At 34.0% G+C, this 23,197-nt stretch carries 20 protein-coding genes; 8 read left to right on the plus strand and 12 right to left on the minus strand.

Features of this window, described 5'->3' with window-relative positions:
- Positions 1-204: 204 nt before the first annotated feature.
- Positions 205-813, plus strand: coding sequence for a superoxide dismutase (locus ACP7AQ_RS08965; protein ID WP_426095217.1), 609 nt, complete (start codon positions 205-207; stop codon positions 811-813).
- Between the two features lie 298 nt (positions 814-1,111).
- Here the strand turns inward: ACP7AQ_RS08965 and ACP7AQ_RS08970 are convergent, their stop codons facing one another.
- The 4 genes from ACP7AQ_RS08970 to purN all read right to left on the minus strand — a co-directional run bounded on the left by ACP7AQ_RS08970 (position 1,112) and on the right by purN (position 5,215).
- Positions 1,112-3,010 carry an amidophosphoribosyltransferase gene (locus tag ACP7AQ_RS08970; RefSeq protein WP_426095218.1) on the minus strand — a complete coding sequence of 633 codons (1,899 nt, stop codon included), beginning with the start codon at positions 3,008-3,010 and terminating at the stop codon, positions 1,112-1,114.
- A gap of 129 nt (positions 3,011-3,139) precedes the next feature.
- The gene (locus tag ACP7AQ_RS08975; protein WP_426095219.1) at positions 3,140-4,063 is read right to left on the minus strand and encodes a PfkB family carbohydrate kinase; all 924 of its coding nucleotides are present in this window, start codon (positions 4,061-4,063) and stop codon (positions 3,140-3,142) included.
- A 95-nt stretch (positions 4,064-4,158) separates the two neighbouring features.
- A complete protein-coding gene (gene rnhA, locus ACP7AQ_RS08980) occupies positions 4,159-4,638 on the minus strand; it encodes a ribonuclease HI (RefSeq protein WP_426095220.1) in 480 nt (159 codons plus the stop codon).
- Positions 4,639-4,645: 7 nt separating this feature from the next.
- Complete coding sequence (gene purN, locus ACP7AQ_RS08985; RefSeq protein WP_426095221.1) at positions 4,646-5,215, minus strand: phosphoribosylglycinamide formyltransferase; 570 nt, start codon at positions 5,213-5,215, stop codon at positions 4,646-4,648.
- A 176-nt stretch (positions 5,216-5,391) separates the two neighbouring features.
- Between purN and ACP7AQ_RS08990 the strand changes: the two genes are divergently transcribed.
- From ACP7AQ_RS08990 to ACP7AQ_RS09015, 6 genes are all read left to right on the plus strand, one after another.
- Positions 5,392-5,628, plus strand: coding sequence for an acyl carrier protein (locus tag ACP7AQ_RS08990; protein ID WP_007137004.1), 237 nt, complete (start codon positions 5,392-5,394; stop codon positions 5,626-5,628).
- Positions 5,629-5,809: 181 nt separating this feature from the next.
- Positions 5,810-7,063 (plus strand): beta-ketoacyl-ACP synthase II, encoded by a 1,254-nt coding sequence (gene fabF / locus ACP7AQ_RS08995; RefSeq protein WP_426095222.1) that lies wholly within the window; start codon positions 5,810-5,812, stop codon positions 7,061-7,063.
- A 6-nt stretch (positions 7,064-7,069) separates the two neighbouring features.
- Entirely contained in the window at positions 7,070-7,810 is a 741-nt protein-coding gene (locus ACP7AQ_RS09000; protein WP_426095223.1) for a ribonuclease III family protein, read from the plus strand.
- 114 nt (positions 7,811-7,924) lie between these two features.
- Positions 7,925-8,413, plus strand: coding sequence for an IPExxxVDY family protein (locus tag ACP7AQ_RS09005; protein WP_426062762.1), 489 nt, complete (start codon positions 7,925-7,927; stop codon positions 8,411-8,413).
- 5 nt (positions 8,414-8,418) lie between these two features.
- Positions 8,419-9,849, plus strand: a complete 1,431-nt coding sequence (gene pyk, locus ACP7AQ_RS09010; protein WP_426062761.1) for a pyruvate kinase — start codon at positions 8,419-8,421, stop codon at positions 9,847-9,849.
- A 173-nt stretch (positions 9,850-10,022) separates the two neighbouring features.
- Positions 10,023-10,796 carry a Bax inhibitor-1/YccA family protein gene (locus ACP7AQ_RS09015; protein ID WP_426062760.1) on the plus strand — a complete coding sequence of 258 codons (774 nt, stop codon included), beginning with the start codon at positions 10,023-10,025 and terminating at the stop codon, positions 10,794-10,796.
- Between the two features lie 55 nt (positions 10,797-10,851).
- Here the strand turns inward: ACP7AQ_RS09015 and ACP7AQ_RS09020 are convergent, their stop codons facing one another.
- The 3 genes from ACP7AQ_RS09020 to ACP7AQ_RS09030 form a co-directional block, all read right to left on the minus strand.
- Positions 10,852-11,367, minus strand: coding sequence for a PAS domain-containing protein (locus tag ACP7AQ_RS09020; RefSeq protein WP_426095224.1), 516 nt, complete (start codon positions 11,365-11,367; stop codon positions 10,852-10,854).
- 94 nt (positions 11,368-11,461) lie between these two features.
- The gene (gene dinB / locus ACP7AQ_RS09025; RefSeq protein WP_426095225.1) at positions 11,462-12,544 is read right to left on the minus strand and encodes a DNA polymerase IV; all 1,083 of its coding nucleotides are present in this window, start codon (positions 12,542-12,544) and stop codon (positions 11,462-11,464) included.
- Between the two features lie 46 nt (positions 12,545-12,590).
- Complete coding sequence (locus ACP7AQ_RS09030; protein WP_426095226.1) at positions 12,591-14,678, minus strand: recombinase; 2,088 nt, start codon at positions 14,676-14,678, stop codon at positions 12,591-12,593.
- Between the two features lie 309 nt (positions 14,679-14,987).
- On the opposite strand from ACP7AQ_RS09030, the gene ACP7AQ_RS09035 reads away from it, so the two are divergent.
- The gene (locus ACP7AQ_RS09035) at positions 14,988-15,455 is read left to right on the plus strand and encodes a CYTH domain-containing protein (protein ID WP_426095227.1); all 468 of its coding nucleotides are present in this window, start codon (positions 14,988-14,990) and stop codon (positions 15,453-15,455) included.
- Here ACP7AQ_RS09035 and ACP7AQ_RS09040 read toward each other — a convergent pair whose 3' ends face one another.
- The 5 genes from ACP7AQ_RS09040 to pgi all read right to left on the minus strand — a co-directional run bounded on the left by ACP7AQ_RS09040 (position 15,456) and on the right by pgi (position 23,084).
- Positions 15,456-15,932: a septal ring lytic transglycosylase RlpA family protein gene (locus ACP7AQ_RS09040; protein ID WP_426095228.1), complete on the minus strand. Its 477-nt coding sequence runs from the start codon at positions 15,930-15,932 to the stop codon at positions 15,456-15,458.
- 84 nt (positions 15,933-16,016) lie between these two features.
- Positions 16,017-16,439: a hypothetical protein gene (locus ACP7AQ_RS09045; protein ID WP_426062754.1), complete on the minus strand. Its 423-nt coding sequence runs from the start codon at positions 16,437-16,439 to the stop codon at positions 16,017-16,019.
- A gap of 148 nt (positions 16,440-16,587) precedes the next feature.
- Positions 16,588-17,625 carry a fasciclin domain-containing protein gene (locus ACP7AQ_RS09050; protein WP_426095229.1) on the minus strand — a complete coding sequence of 346 codons (1,038 nt, stop codon included), beginning with the start codon at positions 17,623-17,625 and terminating at the stop codon, positions 16,588-16,590.
- A 62-nt stretch (positions 17,626-17,687) separates the two neighbouring features.
- A complete protein-coding gene (locus ACP7AQ_RS09055; protein WP_426095230.1) occupies positions 17,688-21,044 on the minus strand; it encodes a carboxypeptidase regulatory-like domain-containing protein in 3,357 nt (1,118 codons plus the stop codon).
- Positions 21,045-21,431: 387 nt separating this feature from the next.
- On the minus strand, positions 21,432-23,084 hold the full coding sequence (gene pgi / locus ACP7AQ_RS09060) for a glucose-6-phosphate isomerase (protein ID WP_426095231.1): 1,653 nt from the start codon (positions 23,082-23,084) through the stop codon (positions 21,432-21,434).
- Positions 23,085-23,197 lie beyond the last annotated feature (113 nt).

Consider the following 23,197-nt stretch of genomic DNA (forward strand, 5'->3'; position numbering starts at 1 on the left):
GTGAATTTCATTTGCGGCGGAAAGCAGGACACGAGCGGAGCGAATTGACGAGGTAAATAGCTCCTCAAAATAAGTCTGTTACAATCCCAAAGAGCACACTATCAATTAATTTAATGAAATTATAACGAAATAGAATTTCCGTTTCCAAAGTTTAATGTTTAAATTTGAATAAATATATTTATAAATCACTTAAATAATCATATTATGGCTTTTGAATTACCACAATTACCTTATGCGTATGACGCATTAGAACCTTACATTGATGCGCGCACGATGGAAATTCATCACACGAAACATCACAACGCTTACATCACCAACGTTAATGCTGCCATTGCAGGGACGGATATGGAAGGTAAGACGATTGAAAATATCTTAATTAATCTTGATATGAAAAACATGCCAGTTCGTAACAATGGCGGCGGTTTTTACAATCATAATTTGTTCTGGACTGTGATGACACCAAACGGTGGCGGACTTCCAACTGGAGATTTATTAGCTGCGATTGAAGCGACTTTTGGATCTTTTGAAGAATTTAAAGCATCGTTCAGCAAAGCTGGAACAACTCAATTTGGTTCTGGATGGGCATGGCTTTGCGTGCATAAAGGTGGAAAAGTAGAAGTTTGTGGAACTCCAAACCAAGACAATCCATTAATGCCTGGTGTAGGTTGTGGAGGAACTCCAATTTTAGGAATGGATGTTTGGGAACACGCATACTATTTGCATTATCAAAACAGAAGACCCGATTATATTGAAGCTTTTTTCAATGTAATCAACTGGACGGAAGTAGCAAGAAGATTCGCTTTAGATAAATAAAAAGAGATTCCAGATGAAAGAATAAAGACTTCAAAAATTACTGTTGTCTTTTTTCTTGTTTCTTAAAACAAAAATCACCGATTTCAAGATTTGAAATCGGTGATTTTTTTTCATATCATTTCCTGACTTTACTCCAATAAAAAAGGTGGAATCTCTTCCACCCTTTTTGCCCCAAATCTACCATAAACTTAACCTACTAATATTATGGTGATTCAAATTTATACTAGTTCTTCGTTGCCACCAAATAAATTAGATGAACAACTTAGAAAACCGATTAAAACCTTATGGACCCCCAAAATTAATACGCTCTGGCGTCTTTTCCTTCATAAAAATTCATGAATGCTCGGTTTACCACTCGGTTTCCTCCAGGTGTTGGATAGTCTCCTGTAAAATACCAATCTCCTAAATTTTTTGGACAAGCAATATGTAAATCTTCTACGGTTTGAAAAATAATTTTCACTTCGGCTTTTATCTCCGGAGAACTTAACATTTGTGCGATTTTATCTGAAATCTCTTGAGGTTGAAAAGGTTCGTAAATTGCCGTTACGTAATTTATAATTTCAATGTCCTTGAAGTTTTCCTGCGCTTTACATTTCACATATACTTCATCCACGATATGATACAAATTTCTTTCCTTAAGCAGTTCTAAAGCAGCTTTAAACGCTACCAAACCTTCCAGTTTAGCCATATCAATTCCGTAGCAATCCGGATAGCGAATTTGTGGCGCCGATGACACTATAACAATTCGCTTTGGATTCAAACGATCCATCATTTTGATGATACTCATTTTCAAGGTGGTTCCCCGAACAATACTATCATCAATAATAACCAGATTATCTGTTGGTTTTATAACGCCATACGTCACATCATATACGTGCGCTACTAAATCGTCACGGCTGCTATCTTCTGTAATAAAGGTCCTTAGTTTAGCATCTTTAATCGCTACTTTTTCAGTACGTATTTTTACCGCAAGTAATTCTTGCAACGATTCCTTCGTTAATGTATTTCGGTTTTGAAGAATGTAATTATTCTTTCTTTGATTCAAGAAATCCTGCGCTGCCTCCACTAATCCGTAGAATGAAGTTTCAGCTGTATTTGGAATATATGAGAAAACCGTATTGTCTGTATCTTGATCAATCGAGTTTAAAACAGCCGGAAGAATTAATCTTCCCAGTGTTTTTCTTTCCTGATATATTTCAGCATCACTTCCTCTGGAAAAATAGATTCGTTCAAAAGAACAGGCTTTTTTAACCGTTGGCGGAAGAATTTCCTGCATAGAAACTGTCCCGTTTTTCTTGATGATCAATGCGTTTCCTGATTCAATTTCCTGCACTTTTTCGAAAGGCACATTAAAAACAGTCTGGATTACCGGTCTTTCTGAAGCCACAACTACTATTTCATCATCCTGATAAAAATAAGCGGGACGAATTCCTGCCGGATCTCTAAATACGAACGAATCTCCATGTCCCAGAAGTCCAGCCATCGCATAACCGCCATCTAAGTTTTTAGAAGCTCGGGTTAAAATCTTGGCAACATCCAGCTTTTCAGCAATTACTGGTGAAGCTTCTCTTTTTGTTAAGCCATTATTTTTACATTCTTGATACAAATCAGTTACCTCGTCATCCAGAAAGTGACCAATTTTTTCCATTACAGTAACTGTATCAGCCATTTCTTTTGGATGCTGACCCAATTCCACTAAACTTTGAAAAAGCTCTTTAACATTCGTCATATTAAAGTTTCCAGCCAAAATCAAGTTTCTGTGCATCCAGTTATTCTGACGTAAAAAAGGATGAACACTTTCAATGCTGTTTTTTCCAAAAGTTCCATAACGAACATGTCCCAAAAACAATTCTCCTAAATAAGGGATTTTCTGTTTTTGAAGCGCAACATCATCCGCGTATTCCGGATGAGAAGCCATTTCCTCATTAATTCTGTCATTAATCTGTGCAAAAACATCCTGAATCGGTTGTGCATGATTAGAACGAACACGACTAATGTAACGCTCTCCTGGTTCCACGTCTAATTTTATACTTGCAAAACCAGCACCATCTTGTCCGCGATTGTGCTGCTTTTCCATCAAAAGATACATCTTTTGAATTCCGTAAAAAGCCGTTCCGTATTTTTCTTTGTAAAATTCAAGCGGTTTGAGTAGTCTAATTAAGGCTATACCACACTCGTGTTTTAAAGCATCGCTCATTGTAAGTTTGTTTGTGTTGTTGTGTTATTCTAAAAATAAATTGAACTGATTTAAAAAAAAGATAAATCAGATGTAATTCCCTGCTAATTTTATTTAACAAAAAAACCCCGTTTCCGAGGTTTCATAATATTATAATTCTATATCAAATTGTGTCAGTGATTTGAATTGTTGCAGTCTGGAAACTACTTCGGTTTTATCTAAATCAACCATTCTTTCGGTTCCAAATTTCTCCACACAAAAGGAAGCCAAATTTGACCCCTGAATAATTGCGTTTTTCATGTTTTCGAATGAAATATTTTCACTCTGCGTTAAATATCCTGCAAACCCTCCCGCAAAAGTATCTCCTGCTCCAGTTGGATCAAAAACCTCTTCAAGCGGTAAAGCCGGCGCGAAAAAAACTTCTTTATTATGAAAGATAAGTGCTCCGTGTTCTCCTTTTTTAATTACTACATATTTAGGTCCCATCATATGGATTTTTGCAGCCGCTTTCACTAAAGAATATTCTCCGGAAAGTTGTCTTGCTTCCTCATCATTGATGGTGATTACATCTACACGTTTTATTACATCCAATAATTCAGGCAAAGCACAATCCATCCAAAAATTCATAGTATCCAATACTGTCAATTTAGGTTGTGTTTCCATTTGGTCCAAAACACTGCTTTGTACCAATGGATGTAAATTTCCTAACATTACTATATCAGCGTTTTTATAATCTTGCGGTACTTTTGGTTGAAAATCAGCCAAAACGTTTAGTTGTGTATCCAGCGTATCTCTTGAATTCAAGTCATTATGATAACGACCACTCCAAAAGAAAGTTTTCCCTCCTTTTACAATTTCAAGACCAGATATGTCAATATTTCTAGAAGTCAATAAATCTAAATATTCTTGCGGAAAATCATCTCCAACTACAGAAACTATAGCGGATTGTACATTAAAAAAGGAAGCCGATAAACCAATATAAGTTGCCGCACCACCTAAAATTTTGTCCGTTTTTCCAAATGGAGTTTCAATTGCGTCGAAAGCTACTGTTCCAACAATCAATAATTTATTCATTATATACGTTTCGAATTAAGGCGCAAAGATAGTCTATAAGTTATAAAGTTGCAAAGAGTGTCAATTGTAAAGTTTTGCCAATTTACATTCTTATATCACAACAGCTTTGCCTCCTCTTTTTCATAAAAAGCATCTACAGAAAGTTGTTTTTGCAATGAAGCCATAACAGCTAATTCATCGCACCTTTCGTTTTGGACATGGTTGTTATGTCCTTTGATCCATTTAAAATCCACTTTGTGTTTTCTATAAACAATTAAAAAACGTTTCCACAAGTCAGTATTTTTCCGGTCTGCAAAGCCTTTTTTTTCCCAGCCTAAAACCCATTTTTTTTGTACTGAATCAACCACATATTTGGAATCAGAAACTACCAATACTCTTGTATTTGGGTTTTTTAATTTTTCGAGACCTACAATAACGCCCAGCAACTCCATCCTATTATTAGTAGTGCGACGAAAGCCTTCATAGAATTCTTTTTTATACGGTTTTCCTACCCATTCCATCACGACACCATAACCGCCGTTTCCGGGATTTCCTTTGGCAGCGCCGTCCGTGTATATGTGTACCTCGTGTTCCATTTATCAATTAGGATTTTAGATTTAGGATTTCCTCAATTACCGTTGGGAAATGTTTTTGTTCCAAATCATGAATTTTATGAGCCACTTCCTCCGGAGTTTCATCACCTGCTAAAACAACATTTTGTTGAAAAATAATATTTCCTTCATCATAATTTTCATTAACAAAATGAATGGTAATTCCGGTTTCATTTTCTTTATTGGCAACTATTGCCTTATGAATATGCATCCCATACATTCCTGTACCGCCATATTTTGGCAACAAAGCAGGATGAATATTTATGATCTTATCCCGATAGGCAGCTATGATATTTGCGGGGAATTTCAATAGAAATCCTGCTAAAACAATCAAATCCGGTTGGATTTCATTTACCATATGTAGTACTTCGCCTTCAAAAAGCTGTTCTTTTGAGAAAACATTTGTTTGTATTTCATAGGTTTTTGCTCTTTCAAGCACTCCTGCATTTCGATTATTTGTGAAGACTGCCACAACATTTCCCGTTTTTGTTTTTTCAAAATACTTTATGATATTTTCAGCATTAGTACCCGATCCAGAAGCAAAAACCACAATTTTTTTCATAACCTTACCTGTTTTAATTGCACAAAAAAAGGCATAAAAATCGAAAATAAATAACATTGCGACAGCTTTGTTAAAATAAATTTCATAAATTAGATGTCACATTTATTAACTAAATAGTTGTTTTAAAATAAAGTTTTTTATTTTTGCCAACAAATTAAATTCTAAAATTAAAGATTATGTCAGACATTGCATCAAGAGTAAAAGCGATTATCGTAGACAAATTAGGTGTTGACGAAAACGAAGTTGTAACAGAAGCAAGCTTCACTAATGATTTAGGAGCTGACTCATTAGACACTGTTGAGCTTATTATGGAATTCGAAAAAGAATTTGACATTCAAATTCCAGACGATCAAGCAGAGAACATCGCTACTGTAGGTCAAGCAATCTCTTATATCGAGGAAGCTAAAAAATAATAAAAGACACACCCGTTTGCATTCTTGTAAACGGGTGTTATTATTATTTTTAAAATTAAATTCGAGATTGAATTTCAATCACAAATATATTTACTGTAACACCCATGGCTCTTTTGTAATAGTAATACAGTAAAGAAAGCATGGGTTTTATTTGTTTAAAGATAACAAAAATAAAGAATTTATGGTATTAAGACGAGTTGTTGTAACAGGTTTAGGCGCTCTTACACCTATTGGAAATAACATTGAAGACTATTGGAACGGGCTTATTAACGGCGTTAGTGGCGCTGCTCCAATTACCTATTTTGATGCTTCAAAATTTAAGACGCAATTTGCCTGCGAATTGAAAAATTTTAATGCTGAAGATTTTTTAGACAGAAAAGAAGCCCGAAAAATGGACCGCTACGCACAATATGCCATGGTTTCATCAGATGAAGCGGTACTTGATGCAGGTTTTAATTTCGAAAAATTAGACAAAGACAGAGTTGGTGTTATATGGGGTTCCGGAATTGGCGGCTTGGAAACGTTTCAAATTGAAATGTTGAATTTTGCAGCCGGAGATGGCACACCAAAATTTAATCCTTTCTTTATTCCAAAAATGATTTCGGATATTGCCGGTGGTCATATTTCTATAAAATACGGTTTCAGAGGTCCAAATTTCACTACTGTTTCAGCTTGCGCTTCTTCTACAAATGCTATAATCGACGCTTTTAACTATATTAGATTAGGACATGCTGATGCTATGATAACCGGTGGCTCTGAAGCTGCGGTGACAATAGCCGGAATGGGAGGTTTTAATGCTATGCATGCTTTATCAACCAGAAACGACGATCCTAAAACTGCTTCAAGACCAATGGATAAAGATCGAGATGGTTTTATTTTAGGTGAAGGAGCTGGTGCGTTGGTGTTAGAAGAATATGAACATGCCGTTGCCCGTGGAGCAAAAATTTATTGCGAAATCGGCGGTGGCGGAATGTCAGCTGATGCGTATCACATTACTGCACCGCATCCTGAAGGATTAGGCGCTAAAAATGTAATGCTAAACTGCTTGAGAGATGCTGGTTTGCAAGCAACTGATGTTGATGGTGTGAATATGCACGGAACTTCAACACCACTTGGCGATATGGCAGAATCTAAAGCAATATTGCATGTTTTTGGTGAACATGCGTACACGATGAATTTAAATTCGACTAAATCCATGACAGGTCATTTACTTGGAGCAGCCGGAGCAGTTGAAACAATTTCTTCGATTCTTTCATTAAAATATGGAATAGTACCACCTACAATCAACCATTTTACGGATGATGAAAACATAGATTCTAAACTGAACTTTACATTTAACACAGCTCAGAAAAGAGACATGAAAGTTGTAATGAGTAATACTTTCGGTTTTGGAGGCCACAATGCTTGTGTATTAGTTAAAAAATTAGAAATCTAATTATATATGCGTATAATCAGAAAAATATTTTCAAAATCCCGTTCTCCAGAAGACGGGATTTTTTTTGATTCTATTCAGAAAATTTTAGGATTTGCCCCGTTAAATCTTGATTTTTATAAAAAAGCGTTTACTCATCGCTCCTCTAATCGTTTAGATGTTTTAGGAAATCCAATCAATTATGAACGATTAGAATTTTTGGGAGATGCCATGTTAAGTTCCGTTATTGCTGCTCATTTATTCAGCAAAGCACCCGCAGGCGACGAGGGTTATTTGACCAAAATGCGTTCTAAAATTGTAAGCAGAGAACACTTGAACGAATTAGGTAAAGACCTGAATTTAGTCCAATATATAGAAAGCAAAGTGCCACTTCAGCATTTTGGAGAAAACATCCATGGTAATATTTTTGAATCGTTGGTTGGAGCCATATACCTAGACCGAGGATATGTGTATTGCGAAAAATTCATTCAAAAGAGAGTTGTAGTTCCCTATGTTGACATTGCAAGACTCGAGGGAAAAGTAATCAGCTATAAAAGTCTGGTTATCGAATGGTGTCAAAAAGAAAAAAAAATATTTCATTATGATATTTTTGAGGACAATGCAATTGACGGACAACGTCTGTTTGGTGTAAAACTCAGCATTGACGATAAGGTAATTGCAAAAGCAAGAGCAACCTCTAAAAAGAAAGCAGAAGAAAAAGCATCTCAACGCGCTTATTTTGCATTTCAAGAAAAAATGGATAGAAAATAATCTTAACATTCATAAAACTACATCGTTTTCGTTCATAAATTAACAAAAACATCCCGTTTTGAGGCTTTCATACTTCATTAGAAATACTATATTTACATCTTATTTCCTCATGAAATGGCTATTCACAAACTTGATCTTGGCGAATTTGACAAAATAGATTACTATCTTATTGCGATTCATACTTCCTTAGAAGACTATCGGTTGGCATTTTTTATTAATCAAAAATTGCCTGTAAACCTAAGTAAAAGTGAGAATGAAATTCAAATCAATATAAAAGAAGGAGAGACTAATTTTTCCAGATTTTATTACATTGATAAAGAAAGTACCATTACCTGGAATTTGATTCAAAATAAAAACGAGGTTATCCAATATAAAAAAGGAAACACTCCAAATCTATTTTCAGATGTAACAATGGAAGTGGCTACGAAAGTCTTTTTACTTCCTGAATTCAAAAAAGTAGATTATTTTTTGAAAATTGAAAATAATGACGATACCATGAACGTATCCAATATACAACTCCTATTAAATACCATAGACAGCATATCAACTGTTTATATTGTAGATACAAATAAAATCAAATCTAAAAACAATTTAATTTTTTAATATCAATGCTTACAAACAAAAAAACTAAAATTGTAGCCACACTTGGGCCTGCATGTAGTACAAGAGAAATCATAAAAGACATGATTGACGCAGGCGTAAATGTGTTCCGAGTAAATTTTTCACATGCTGATTATGAAGATGTAAAAGAAAAAATAAATCTGATACGGGGATTAAATGAAGAGTTTGGGTACACCACAGCGATTCTAGGAGATTTACAAGGCCCAAAACTTCGTGTAGGAGTTATGGAAGAAGGTGTAGTAGTGCGTGACGGTGATCTAATTACATTTACCACCGCCGAAGATATACTTGGAACTGCAAAGAAAGTGTTCATGAAATACCAAAACTTTCCAAATGATGTAAATCCAGGGGAAAGAATTTTGCTTGATGATGGGAAGCTTATTTTTGAAATTGTGGAGACTGATAAGAAATCAGAAGTCATTGCACGAGTAATTCAAGGCGGTGAATTGAAATCTAAAAAAGGAGTTAATTTACCGAATACAAAAATATCGCTTCCCGCAATGACCGAGAAAGATATTGCTGATGCTATTTTTGCAATTGGACAAAATGTAGACTGGATTGCATTATCATTTGTAAAAACACCACAAGACTTACAAGACTTGCAGGATTTAATCGCAAAACATTCAGATTATAAAATTCCAATTATTGCAAAAATAGAAATGCCGGAAGCGTTAGAAAATATCGACAAGATTGTTGCCTATTGCGATGGATTGATGGTTGCCCGAGGAGATTTAGGAGTAGAACTTCCGGCACATGAAGTTCCGCTTGTTCAAAAAGAATTGATTCGTAAAGCTAAAACAGCTCGTATTCCAGTTATCGTTGCTACACAGATGATGGAAACTATGATTACCAGCCTTACACCAACGCGTGCCGAGGTGAATGATGTTGCAAACTCAGTTATGGATGGTGCAGATGCAGTAATGCTTTCTGGAGAAACAGCAACTGGTAATTATCCGGTTCAGGTAATTCAAAAAATGACTCAAATCATTGAAGCAGTAGAAGATTCTCCGCTGATTCAGGTTCCACAAAATACACCACAGATAAAAACAAAACGTTTTATCACTAAAACAATTTGTCATCACGCAGCAAGCATGGCAAATGTAATCAAAGCAAAAGCAATTTGTACATTGACAAATAGTGGTTATACGGCTTTTCAAATATCAGCTTGGAGACCAAATGCACATATTTTAGTATTTACATCCAATAAAAGAATTCTTACTCAACTTAATTTATTATGGGGCGTAAAATCTTTTATGTACACCAAAGATGTAAGTACCGATGATACCGTAACTGACATCAACGAAATTGTAAAACAAAAAGGTTTTGTACAAAAAGGAGATTTCCTTATCAATTTAGCAGCAATGCCTATCAAAGATAAAGGAATGGTCAATACCTTGAGAGTTTCTGAAATAGAATAGTTTAAAACTGTTTAAATACCTTCCGTGTTGTCTCGTTTTAAAACGAAATAAGACGGATTTTTTTTATGCAATATTCCACGTACAATGATTTTAGTTTACAAAAATTTAAGAGTAATTACACCTTCTTATGCAAAATAAAATTTATATTTGAACAACAAATAACCCTAAAAATTATGAGTTTAAATTCTAAAAATCCATTTTTAAACAATAAAACTTTTTCGTCAACTGCAGTTTCAAAAAGAGATGAGACACATCATGCAACGATCATAGATTATAATGAGGAAATGACTTTGTCTGGCACTATTAATAAAAGTTTAATCTTATTTTTACTTCTTACCGCATCTGCAACCGTAATCTGGTGGCTGACTTTTAACGGAATGAACCCATTGGTTGCCGCTATTGGTGGAGCTGTCGTTGGATTAATTTTAGTACTTATCGCTGCTTTCAAACCACAATATTCCCCTTATCTAGCTCCAGGATATGCGCTGTTTGAGGGATTATTTATCGGTGGAATTTCGGCAATATTTGAAGTCAGATATCCTGGAATTGTAGTTCAGGCGGTTGGAGCAACTTTTGTAACTTTTATGGTTTGTCTGGGTTTGTATAAATATAAAATTGTAAAAGTAACGGAGCAATTTAAATCAGTTGTCGTGGCAGCTACGTTAGCTATTGCCACTTACTATCTTATATCTTGGGTTTTCTCCATGTTTACCAGTTTTGTTCCCGTTCATTATGGAAACTCCCTGATGAGCATTGGCATCAGCGTTTTTGTGATTATCATCGCAGCTCTAAATTTATTCTTAGATTTTGACCGCATTGAAAAAGGAGTTGAACAAAAAATGCCAAAATACATGGAATGGTATGGCGCCATGGGATTAATGATTACATTAGTTTGGTTGTATATTGAGTTTTTAAGATTACTATCTAAATTGAACAGTAAAAACTAACCTATATATTTATATAAAAAGAGAAAACCTTTCCAGACTGGAAAGGTTTTCTCTTTTATGCAGCTTTCTCAAAAGCGATATAATGACTCAATTCGCCTTTGATGTTGAAAACAGGATATCCTTTTATCAGACAAGCATAAACTTCTCCGTTCTTTTTATAATTCATTACAACTTTCTCAAAAGGTTGCTGATCTAATATTGCTAATCGGATTTCATTTGAAGTAATGTGATTGGTTGCTTCACCCTGAAACATCTTTGGGCTTTTACCCAATACTTCCTGTTCTAAATAGCCATTCATTTTAACGATGTTGTGTGAAGCAAAAACAATGCTTAATCTTGCATCAGTGACAACTACAACTTCATCTCTGAGACTGCTTTTTAAATCCCAGTTATTCTGAACCCATTTATTTTTGGAAGCAATTGAATTTAATTTATTTAAATCCAAAAAAAAGCTCTTTACTTCAGTCAAAAATTCATTGTGAAAATCCCAACAGAAAATTGGAGCTGTCTTTACGTTTAAACCATTGTGATACACCGCAATAGCATCTTCATATTCTTTAAAATTACTCATGATTTATCGATTTAAAGAGACAAATGTAAATTTATTTGTAACGATAAAACAGCAATTATCTAACTTTAACCATTGTTGAACATGCTTTAAACACCTAAAAATCAAATTTTAACTGCACTACAACAAACTTTTTCTCCTCTGTATTTAAATTAGTTAATGAAATGCCAAGCAATCGAACAGAATCTTTCATACGTTCCTGAAATAACAAATCCTTAACGATTTCGAGAATTAATGCTTTATCAGCAATAAAATACGGCAAGGTTTTACTGCGGGTTTGCTGAGTAAAGTCGCTATACTTGATTTTTAAAGTGACTGTTTTGCCAGCGACATCGTATTTTTTTAGCCTTTTTTCCAACGCTGCAGCAATACTTTCCAATTTCTCCATCATGAAAATTTCAGAAGAAAGATTAACATCAAAAGTATGTTCCGCAGCAACTGATTTTGCAGTGCGATTGGATTTTACTTCACTATTGTGAATCCCCCGAACCACATGATAATAATAAGCACCTGATTTTCCGAAATGTTTTTCCAAAAATTCCAAAGATTTATTCTTTAACTCTACTCCGGTAAAAATTCCAAGTTGGTACATTTTTTCAGTGGTAACTTTCCCTACACCATGAAATTTCCGAATGGGCAACGCTTCTAAAAATGAAATTACATCATCCGGATTAACCGTTTTTTGTCCATTTGGTTTATTGTAGTCACTAGCAATTTTGGCTACAAACTTATTGATGGATATTCCAGCCGAAGCAGTCAAACCCACTTCCTTAAAAATACGTTGTCTTATTTCCGCTGCCAATAATGTAGCGCTTGGATTTCCTTTTTTGTTAACAGTAACATCTAAATACGCTTCGTCAAGTGATAATGGCTCAACTAAATCTGTATAATCGTGAAAGATTTTTTGAATTTTATTCGAAATTTCCTTGTAACGGTCAAATCGGGGTTTAACGAAAATGAGTTCCGGACAATTTTTCTTAGCCAAAACTCCGCTAATTGCACTTCGGACTCCAAATTTTCTAGCCTCATAACTTGCCGCTGCTACAACTCCTCGGCTGTCAGAACCCCCAACGGCAATAGGCTTACCTCTCAGAAACGGATTATCCATCTGCTCCACCGAGGCATAAAAAGCGTCCATATCGACGTGTATAATTTTTCTATTTAGAATTAACTCCTGCATCTTAATTGCATTGCACAACCGTTATTATTATCAAATTACTGACACACTAAGAATTTTTCCGGTCCTCGACGTGCAAATAATTTTCGACTACAACTGATTTAGCTTTCTTTTCTGTCGGAAAAAAGAAACTGACAGGATTTGATTTGAAATGATTCCAGATGGAGACGGTAACAAATCGTAATTCATATAAAGAGATTGCTCTGGAACGAAAGGCTAGTCCCAGTGAAAGACTGAAACTTACGATAAAGTTAATCGCTCCAATAACACCAATTCCAAAAATACCCCAAAACAACATAGAGTTGCTTACTTGATAATTTGCTCCATAGAGACCTAAGGCAAGATTACCACTTACAAAAGTGATGTGTCTAATATCAAGATTCAATCCTAAAAACAATCCTACCGAAGCCGTACTTCCCATAAAAATACCAAACCAAAAATTAGAAATAATTCCAGCTCCTCTTTTTTCATACAGTTCGGCTAATTTCAAAGTTTTAGCTTTTCCTAAATTTCTTTTCAAGAAAGGATGCTCTGTAATCCTGAAATAAACTTGATTGTGTTTGTCTCTGTTAGCAACACTCCCTGAAATAATCCCAGATAAAAACAGAAAGAATCCTGCTATCGCCGCATGAAAAACAGCTGGGGAATGAATTGGACTAATGTCGATCAGTAAACTTTCCCATTTAGTAGCCGCAATATTGTAGTGTGCTGTATAATCTATAAGCCAAATTCCGAGTAATGAAACAGGAAAAGCCATGATAACATTCCCTACAAATGCGATAAACTGAGAACGAAATACGCGTGCAAAAAGAATAGCGAAAGCGGTATACTTTTCAGAATCTTTTCCTTTTTTTATCACGCCTTCCTCCAATGCTTTTATTAAAGCCGAAGCTGTCATCGCTGGTTGTTTAGTCGCCAAAGTAAAACCGAGAAGATAAATGGCAATAAAACCAAATGCATAATTCATACTATACAAAAACGCATGCCCAAAAAAGCTCGTATCAGCTTTAGAGAGCAGCACTTTGATAACACATAAAATCCCTACAATGAAACCTCCACCCAATGCTGTTTTGAACATTTTATAATATTCTTTTCGGCTTTCTGTAATATAATGTTCTCCTGTTTTTGCCGTGTGTTGTGTGATTTCATACGAAATCAATTGTGTGCTTTCTCCAATAAATTTTCGAACATTATTTTTATAACAATTGAATTTTATCAATCGCAACGCCAATATAATTCCATTGTATTTTTTGTCTTTTTCTTTACCGACAATCAATAACGAAATCAAAAATTTCAAGCGTTCTAATTGCTGTCTAATTTTTAATAAATTTTGGTTCACTCGAAGTGAAATTCCATATTTTGAACTGTTATGAAATGCTCTATCTACAAATTCTACGCATTGTTTATGCAAAACCAGCAGCTGTGCATACGATAAATCATCCGGCGCGATATAATGACTATCTGAACTTCTAATCCGCTCTTCAATTAGGAATAATTCCTTTTCAAAAGCTGAAAAAGGACTTTCAAGATCATCATATTCCGGTACCATTTTAATTACATCAGTTTCCATCGCACGACCACTGATCCGCTGTGTAATTAAATGCATGGAAACTAATAATTCCGATAAAACTGAGTTTGGTTCTGTACTGTCGTAAATGGATTTAAACCTCAGAAGATTATATAATTCTTCCAACTGACTTAATGGAATTTTGTTGATCCAAATCCCGTCATTCGCTAAATAAAAAACCTGATTAAGAATATATTCTAAAGTATCTTTTTGGGGTTGATACGGCAATAATTTCGCGAAAATCCTTTTTTTTACTTCAAAAATAAAATCTACATCCTGAAGAATTGCCGCATCAGCAAGAATTTTATTGAACTTTTTATCTTTTAAAATTTCTTTAAGATAAGTAAAAAACTGTTCTCGACACGAATAATTTTCTTTCAAAAATAAAATGATTTCTTGTAAATCTACCCTTTGCACATTTTTGATTTTTACAGGTCGAATCAACCGAATCAACTCTATTAAAGGCTCCAAACTATCATTTGTTTCACGCCAAGACTGCGCTTCGCTAAAAAACTCCGTTAAAAGCCCAGCAATAGTTGGCTTTGGTTTTGCTTTGAAAAATGCCTTCATCGTATTAGTTCAATTTTTGTAAAAATACAAATCAGAAAACAAACTACTGTTACTTATTCATAAAATTACGGCTTATAAGACAGACTCAGGAATCAAAATTTATTAAAGTAAATATTTTGATACCTTTGAATTACGATGCCATACAACTATACGTTAAATTTTAAATTAAAAAGCACTCTTTTGAAAGTTAAAAACAGAGCAATCCAAGAAGTCCTTTTTTTAAATACTAAAAATTGAACTAAAAAGTCAGAAGCAAGAGAAGAGATAAAACAAAAAAATTAGCAGACGCTATTTATAAAAAATACTAAAATGATTGAAATAGAAAGAAAATTTAAAGTAAAAGATGATTCATTCAAAACGGAAGCTTTTGCAAAAAACCACATCGCACAAGGCTATTTAAATTCAAATCCAGCGCGTTCGGTTCGCGTTCGCATAAAAGGCGACAAAGGATTTCTGACGATCAAAGGAGCGTCAAATGATACAGGATTATCCCGATTTGAGTGGGAAAAAGAAATTCCGGTACCAGAAGCTCAAATGCTATTGCTTTTATGTGAAAAAGGTGTGATTGAGAAAACCCGTTTTGAAATAAAAAAGGGCCATCATGTTTTTGAAGTAGATGAATTTTATGGAGACAATGAAGGATTGATCGTGGCAGAAATTGAGCTTAACTCTGAAACGTTGACCTTTGAAAAACCAGATTGGTTGGGTACTGAACTAACCGGCGACATTCGGTATTACAATGCTTACTTAAGCAATAATCCTTTCAAAAGCTGGTAATTATTTAGTCATTACTTCTATCGTGACTAACATTCCTCCGCTACCTTTATTGGAAGTAATATCCATATACGCTCGTTTTGAAAGGTCAATTTCTCTGGACTTTACAAAAGGGCCTCTATCAGTAATCTCGACGATTACCCATTTGCCATTTTTTTCATTGGTAATTCTTACTTTTGTTCCAAAAGGGAGTTTTTTGTGTGCCGCCGTATATTTATTATTATCAAATTTTCTTCCACTTGTAGTTTTTCTTCCGTTAAACTTATCGGCATAATATGATGCATGTGCCTCTCTTTTAAAAGGTTTAAAAACGCTTAATGCATTATTTAAAGAATCAATTTTCTTGTCTTGACTTTCTAATACTAGTTTACTCTTTTTGATTGAGTCTTTTTGGATTAACGTTTTCTGTCTGATTGTACTTTGACTACTTAGTATGCTTATAAATGTCAGTAAAAAAAATAAAGTAATTGATTTTTTCATAAATATTTTCTGTTAATTTAGTCTAGTAAAACAAAAACCATACCTAGATAAAAAAAGCCCTATTTCTAGAGCTTTATTCGGTTTTTATAACCACATATTCCATGGTATTCTACTCAAAATAAGTAATAAACCTAGACCGTAAAAAATAGAAAAAGTTTTAAATTTAGATTCGCTTGTCATTAACTTTTTATGCTTGGACCAACCAATTGTAATAAGAACAATCGCAATGATATTGATCAATGGATGTTCTAAAGACGTTAGGCGTAATGCTTTGTCAGCCATTTGTCCAAATGAAGCTAAACCTAATGGTGACACAAAGTATAAAATGATACCAACTAATAATTGAATGTGAATCGCTATTAAAGCAAACAATGCAATTTTTCGATCTTTTGAAGTGAAATCTTTTTTAGAAGACATCCCGATAAAGGAGTTAACCACAGCAACCACTAATACTAAAAGTGCTAAATAAGCCCAACCTGAATGAAATTTTTGAATTAAATCGTACATAAATACTGTTTTTGTTTTAACAAATATAAGAAAAAAAGGCATAAAAAAACCACGTTTCACTAACCGTTAAAGTGGATTAAAAATTAATCTTTAAAAAAAAACTGCCCAAAATAAATTTTGGGCAGTTTAAAAAATTTTGAGTACAATATTATAAAAATGGTTGTAATACTTTATCTATTACTTGAATTACACCATTAGTACCTTGAATATTTATTGTTTTAATTGTACCATTACTTGTTCCTACAATATCTTTTATTTTTACTGTACCCAATAAAATTGTAAATTTATTTGGAGTAAACAAAGTTGTAACCGAAACATCCGCTGTTGCAGTAGAAGAAGTAAATGAAGTAGCTAAACTTGCCGTTTTATTACCATTTTCTAAATGATATCTTAAAATATTTGTTACTTGAGCATTTGATTTACCAACTAAATAACCTCCAGTTGCTGTAGCCGCAGTAAACGCATCATTATTTGGTGCATAAACCGTTACCGGCGCAACTGCAGTAGCGGCATTTAAAACAGTTAATACTGACGCTTGCGGGGTACTTGTAACCACCCCTAGCAAAGAAGATAAACTTGGATTTGAAACAATTTGATTAACAATTGTTGGCAATTTCAATACTCCATCAATAGCATAAACAATTCCGTTGCTTGCTTCAGTACCCGCAGTGGTAATTTTAGCACCTCCATTTGAAGCACCAGCGTTTAAAACAACATCATTACCTACCTTACTTATAAATAAATTCAAGTTAGCTCCTGAAGTTGCGGTAGCTGTTGATTTATAAAATGCAAAGGTCTTAAAAGTACCACCTGCTACTAAGTCTGCAGATCTAGTTCCAATTCCAATTACATGGTTTTGTAAAACTAGCTTTAAGTTAGCAATTGCTGTATTATCAGCTGGAGCAACCATAGCATTGATACTAGCACTTGTAATACCCGCAGCAGTAAAAACAGCATTGGTTGGAGCAAAAACAGTGTATGATCCCGGACTACTCAAAGTTACGTCTAAACCTGTTTTTTTCAATGCGTCAACTAAAATACTAAAATTTGCTGGATCTGCTTTTGCTATCGCTACTATAGAACTCAGAGGAGTTACCTCTTTAGGTTCATCATTAGTGCAAGAAAATGTCACAAGAGCGACAATTAGAATTGTTACAAAAGACAGAATTTGATTTTTTATTTTCATGATTTTTTATTTTTTATTTTATAAACTTTTTTTACGCTGTTTTTTAATTTTTTTTATTTTTTTTAATTTCCGAAAGTATATCTCAGGGTAAATTGAGCTTGCCAAACATCAGAAATAGATGCGTTTTTTTGGAAAGTATCCTTTGTTAAAAATCTTCTACCTTGGTTATCTGTTTGCAAAGCTAATGTATATCCTGGGATATAATTGTTTGTAGCACTTGCTGCTTGAGAAACCGCTAATATCGCTCCATTTGAAACCGTAGATCTTTGCGAAACTCCCCAGTTACGACTTACTAAGTTAGTAAAGTTTAAAATATCAGCTCTAAATTGAAAACTATTCTTTTTACCTGCAATTTTAATAAAAAAGTCTTGCGTTACTGACAAGTCGACTCTGTGTAGCATAGGCAATACGTTCTCGTTTCTGTCAACGTATTGACCTCTTTTAGTAGACAAATATGGGTCTTGATCAATAAATTTATCAAAAGCCTCTTCTTGCTGAGCAACAGTATACAACACTATTGATGATCCACCTAGATTTTGAGATATCGGAACAAAACGAAGATCACTTGCTTTATTAGGTACAAATAATAAATCATTTCCATTTATACGATCTCCATTTACATCACCACCATATAAATAAGTAAATGAACTAGATTGCTCACCAATGTACCCTAAGTTAATAGAAGTTGCAGCTCCAGCTTTACCCCCATATTCAATTTTATAACCAAAAATACCTACCATTCTGTGTGGAGTATTGTTATTCGACAATCCTAAAACCTGATCATTGTTTCCGTTAATTGAACGCACTCCATTCCAGCTTCCTGATGCTGTAGACCCTGGAGAAAGCAAATCATTGGCTTGAGAATGCGTGTAAGCAAACGAACCCCATAAACCTTTTCGGTAAGGATACTCTAATTTCACTGTAGAAGAATAAAAATATCCTTTATCGGTATTTGTTAATACAATTGCGTTTGTAACATTATTATTAATACGAATACCGTTATCATTTCCTGCAAACAAAGGTCTTTGATCAGGACCATTAAGTGTTCCTACTGGATTTTCAAAATTTGCATTATTATAAGCTGTTTCATTAATATTTTTACTAAAGATTCCCTCAACAGTTCCTATAAAACCAAAAGGTAATTTTTGATCCAAGGCAATTGTAGTTTTCCAAACTTGAGGAAATTTATATTTTTTATCGGTAAAAGCCAAATCAAGTGTTGAAGGTAAAGTTGGAGTTGAAGGCGTAAAATATTGACTAGGATTTGCAGTAAAACCATAACCTCCTGGGCCAACATTATCATCACTTGCATCAACAACACCAGTAAGAACTCCGTTGTTACCGATTGCATTTGATAAAAACACAAGTGGCGGCCTTCCTGAAAATATTCCAGAACCTCCTCTAACTATTGTTTTAGCATCTCCTGTGACATCTAAATTGAAACCAACTCTTGGCTCAAATAAATATTGAGAATTTGGCATGTCTCCAGTATTAAATTTCTGCCCATTTGCAAAACTTAAATTAGTAACAACAGGGTTTTCAAGTGCTGTATCTACAAACGAAACTCTAGATCCTCTTAAACCAATAGTAACTTTCAACTGATCGTTAACTTTAAAATCATCTTGAAAATAAAGGTCAATTTTATCAGATTTCAAAATCTGTAATGGTTCATTACCTCCAGGTAAAGCGGAATATCTAAATTGAGTTCTAACTGGTAAATTAGTAACCGACGGCGCTCCATTCAACGCAACTGTTTCATTTGCAGCACTGTAAAACTCATCCAATGAATTAAAGATAAAAACTCCGTTGGAACCCGAGAAAAATAAATTACTCGAATTAAAATGTTCATAATTAGCTCCAAATAACAACGTATGTTTACCTATTGTTTTGGTTAGATTATTTGTAAAATGTAATGTTGAATAACTAAGTTTGTTTCCTTGAGTAAAAGGATCTAGACCAACTGAAATAAAATTTAAATTACCTACCGAGTATCCGGCAGCAGGAAGCGCATTTGGCTGTCCGTTTTTAATATCAATTGTAGGAAACAAACCACCACCTTGCAAACCTCTATCTTCAATTTGTTTATCATAACCTCCTATGAAATTATTACTCCAAGATTCAGACAATTTACTATCTAATTGTACAACGATAGACCTAGTGTTATCAAGAATAGTGTAGCCACTATTTTTGAATGACATTGAATTTACATTTGTTCTTCTGTTACCAAATCCTAACGAATTTGAATTAGATGTTAATTCATCAGAAGATGAATCATGATGAACGTAACGAACAGAAAATTTATTATTATCATTTATGTTCCAATCAATTTTAGCAAGAAACTTTTTAGAAACTCTTTCTGAATTATAATTTTCCCACGGTCCAGTTGTATAATTGAATTTGTCTTTCATAAAAGTAGAAAGATCTTGCATTTGTTGAAATGTAGGAGCAGATATTTGTGCTCCTGATTGCGGAGAACCTGTGGAAGTCCAAGTTGTGGCTGGACTCGTATTATCAACCGTTTCAAAGTTTCCAAAGAAAAACAATTTATCTTTGATGATTGGCGCACCAATTCTCGCACCCAATATTTTCTCTTCAAACGTAGCTGGTACAATTCTGATTTGTCCGGCTTTAGTTCCAACAAATTCTTTTTTATTACTTCTAGTTGAAGCATAAACAGAACCTTCAATTTCATTACTACCGCTTCTAGTAACACCATTAATTCCGGTACCTGTAAAACCAGATTGACGAACGTCAAATGGCGCTATACTTACCTGTAATTGTTCAATTGCATCTAATGAAATTGCAGTAGATCCAGTTCTTCCTCCCGCTTGAGCATCGCTTCCAAGTCCAAAACCATTATTAAAAACCGATCCGTCAATTGTAAAATTATTTAATCTTGAATCCTGTCCTCCAAAGGAACCTCCACCACCAGCATTCGCGTTGTACTTCGTAATTGAATTTATTGATCTAGACCCTGTAACAGGGATAGCCGTAAGTTCTCTGTTGGAAAATTGTTGCGATGCACCGGTTTTTCCTTTATTGAAAGCCCCGTTTGATTTCGTTGAAATTACAACTACTTCTTTTAATGCATTTGATTCTTCTGCAACAACAATGTTAACAGTTAAATTACTTCCTAAAGGAGCATTAATTTCCGTAATTTCCGTTGTTTTGTAACCAACGTACGTTACTTTAACTGTATATGGCCCTCCTGGTCTAAGTCCTTGGACTGCATACCCTCCATTACTATCTGTAGTAGAAAAGTATTTAGTTCCAGTTGGCTTGTGAACAACCTCAACTGAAGCTCCCGGAAGAGTTTCTCCAGTGTTAGATTTAACAGTACCAGACATAGCAGAATTAGTAACTTGCGAATGACCTACAACTGATAAAAAAATAATCAAAATAAAAATAATTCTTTTCATTTTTGCTTTTTTGTTTAGTTTATTAATTTCCAGCAAAAATATGACATTTTTATATTAAAAAGTTAACACAACGTTAAGAATAGCATCTTTTTCAACGGGAATTTTTTCTTAAAATGATTTATACATGTTTTTTGTTAAAAACATATAATATCAATCATCTTATTGATTTTTTATTAATTTTTTGATAAAAAAAATTAATATGATAATTTAAAGCAAATGATATATATTTTAAAAAAAACTACTATAATAGAGCTACTTATCCATAAAAAAGCCCTGATTTAATTAAAATCAGGGCTTTTGAATCTTATAAAATCCTAAAAAATAGAGCCAAAAAGCAAAATTGCGTGAAAATTTATAAAACCATAAAAACAATTTGCATTTGCAAAACTACTTATTAACAAGAAAATAATTCAATAAAAAGGCTGTAGAACTATCATGACCTTTAACTGTTTTCGTATTAATTTCATCTAAAATAGAATTTGCCAATTGTTTTCCTAACTCAACTCCCCATTGATCAAAACTAAAAATATTCCAAATAATTCCTTGTACAAAAATCTTGTGCTCATACAAAGCAATCAAAGAACCTAAAGTTTTTGGAGATAATTTCTGAATTAAAATAGTGTTGGTAGGCTTATTTCCAGTAAAAACTTTAAACGGCAAAAGAAATTTAGCCTTGTCATCTGAAATTCCTTGTTTATCAAATTCTGCCTGAACTTGTGCTTCGGTTTTTCCGTGCATTAACGCTTCCGTTTGTGCAAAAAAGTTAGACATAAGTTTATTATGATGATTATCGTCTCCATACAAAGGAGTTACAAAACCGATAAAATCTGCAGGAATTAATTTTGTCCCTTGATGAATTAATTGAAAAAAAGCATGTTGTGCATTCGTTCCTGGTTCGCCCCAAATAATAGTTCCGGTTTGGTAGTTGACAGTTTTCCCATCACGCCCCACGCTTTTACCATTACTTTCCATCGTTCCTTGTTGCAAATAAGGGGCTAATTTCTGTAAGTACTGTGTGTATGGAATTAAAACTTCACTTTCGGCACCAAAAAAATTATTGTACCAAATGCTTAATAATGCTAAAGTAACTGGCATATTTTGATCAAAATTAGCAGTTCTGAAATGCTCGTCCATTTCATTAGCTCCTTGTAGCAATTCATCAAAATTATCGTATCCTACGGCTAAACTTATCGTAAGTCCAACGGCACTCCATAAAGAAAACCTTCCTCCAACCCAATCCCACATAGGAAATACATTGTCTGGGTTTATCCCAAACTCAGTTACTTTTTGCATATTGGTAGAAACCGCAACAAAATGTTTAGCAATATCTTCCTCAGTTGTCCCGAAATCTCGGGATAAAAACCACTTTCTGATGGTCTCAGAATTAGTCAATGTTTCCTGTGTAGTAAATGTTTTAGAAACAATCACGAAAAGGGTAGTTTCCGGATTTAGTTTTTTTATAATCTCATTAACATGATCACCATCAACATTTGAAACAAAATGAACATTAAGATGATTTTTGTAAAATTGCAATGCTTCAACTGCCATAGCAGGCCCTAAATCTGAACCTCCAATACCTATGTTAACGACATCCGTGAAAGGTTTTCCTGTGTAACCCGTTCTTACACCCGAAGTAACTTCATTTGTAAATTCTTTTATTTTATTTTTTACTTCATATATTTCCGGAATTACATTGTTTCCATCAACATTTATAACTGCTGATTCTTGCGCTCGCAATGCGGTATGAAGCACTGCTCTATTTTCGGTTTGATTGATTATCGCACCATCAAAATATTCTGCAATAGCGCTTTTAAGTCCAACTTCGTCTGCCAATTCTAATAACAACTGAAGTGTTTCTTGATTAATAATATTCTTTGAATAATCAATTAAAAAATCATTCCATTTCAAATTGAATTTTTCAGTTCTAGTTGCGTCCAAATGAAATAATTCTTGCATTGAAGCTTTTTGCATTTCGTTGTAATGCATTTCAAGTTTCTTCCAAGCATTTGTTTCTGTTGGGTTTATCGTATTTAAAGCCATTAATTAGGTGTTTTGTAGTATTATTTAAATTTGGCAAAAATACTGAAATTAGTTTTAACGGTAAATTAGTTTTCAACTATATCACAATTTAGCGCGAAAAACACTAAATAGTG

The organism is Flavobacterium sp. DSR2-3-3, from assembly GCF_049896585.1.
Classification (GTDB): domain Bacteria; phylum Bacteroidota; class Bacteroidia; order Flavobacteriales; family Flavobacteriaceae; genus Flavobacterium.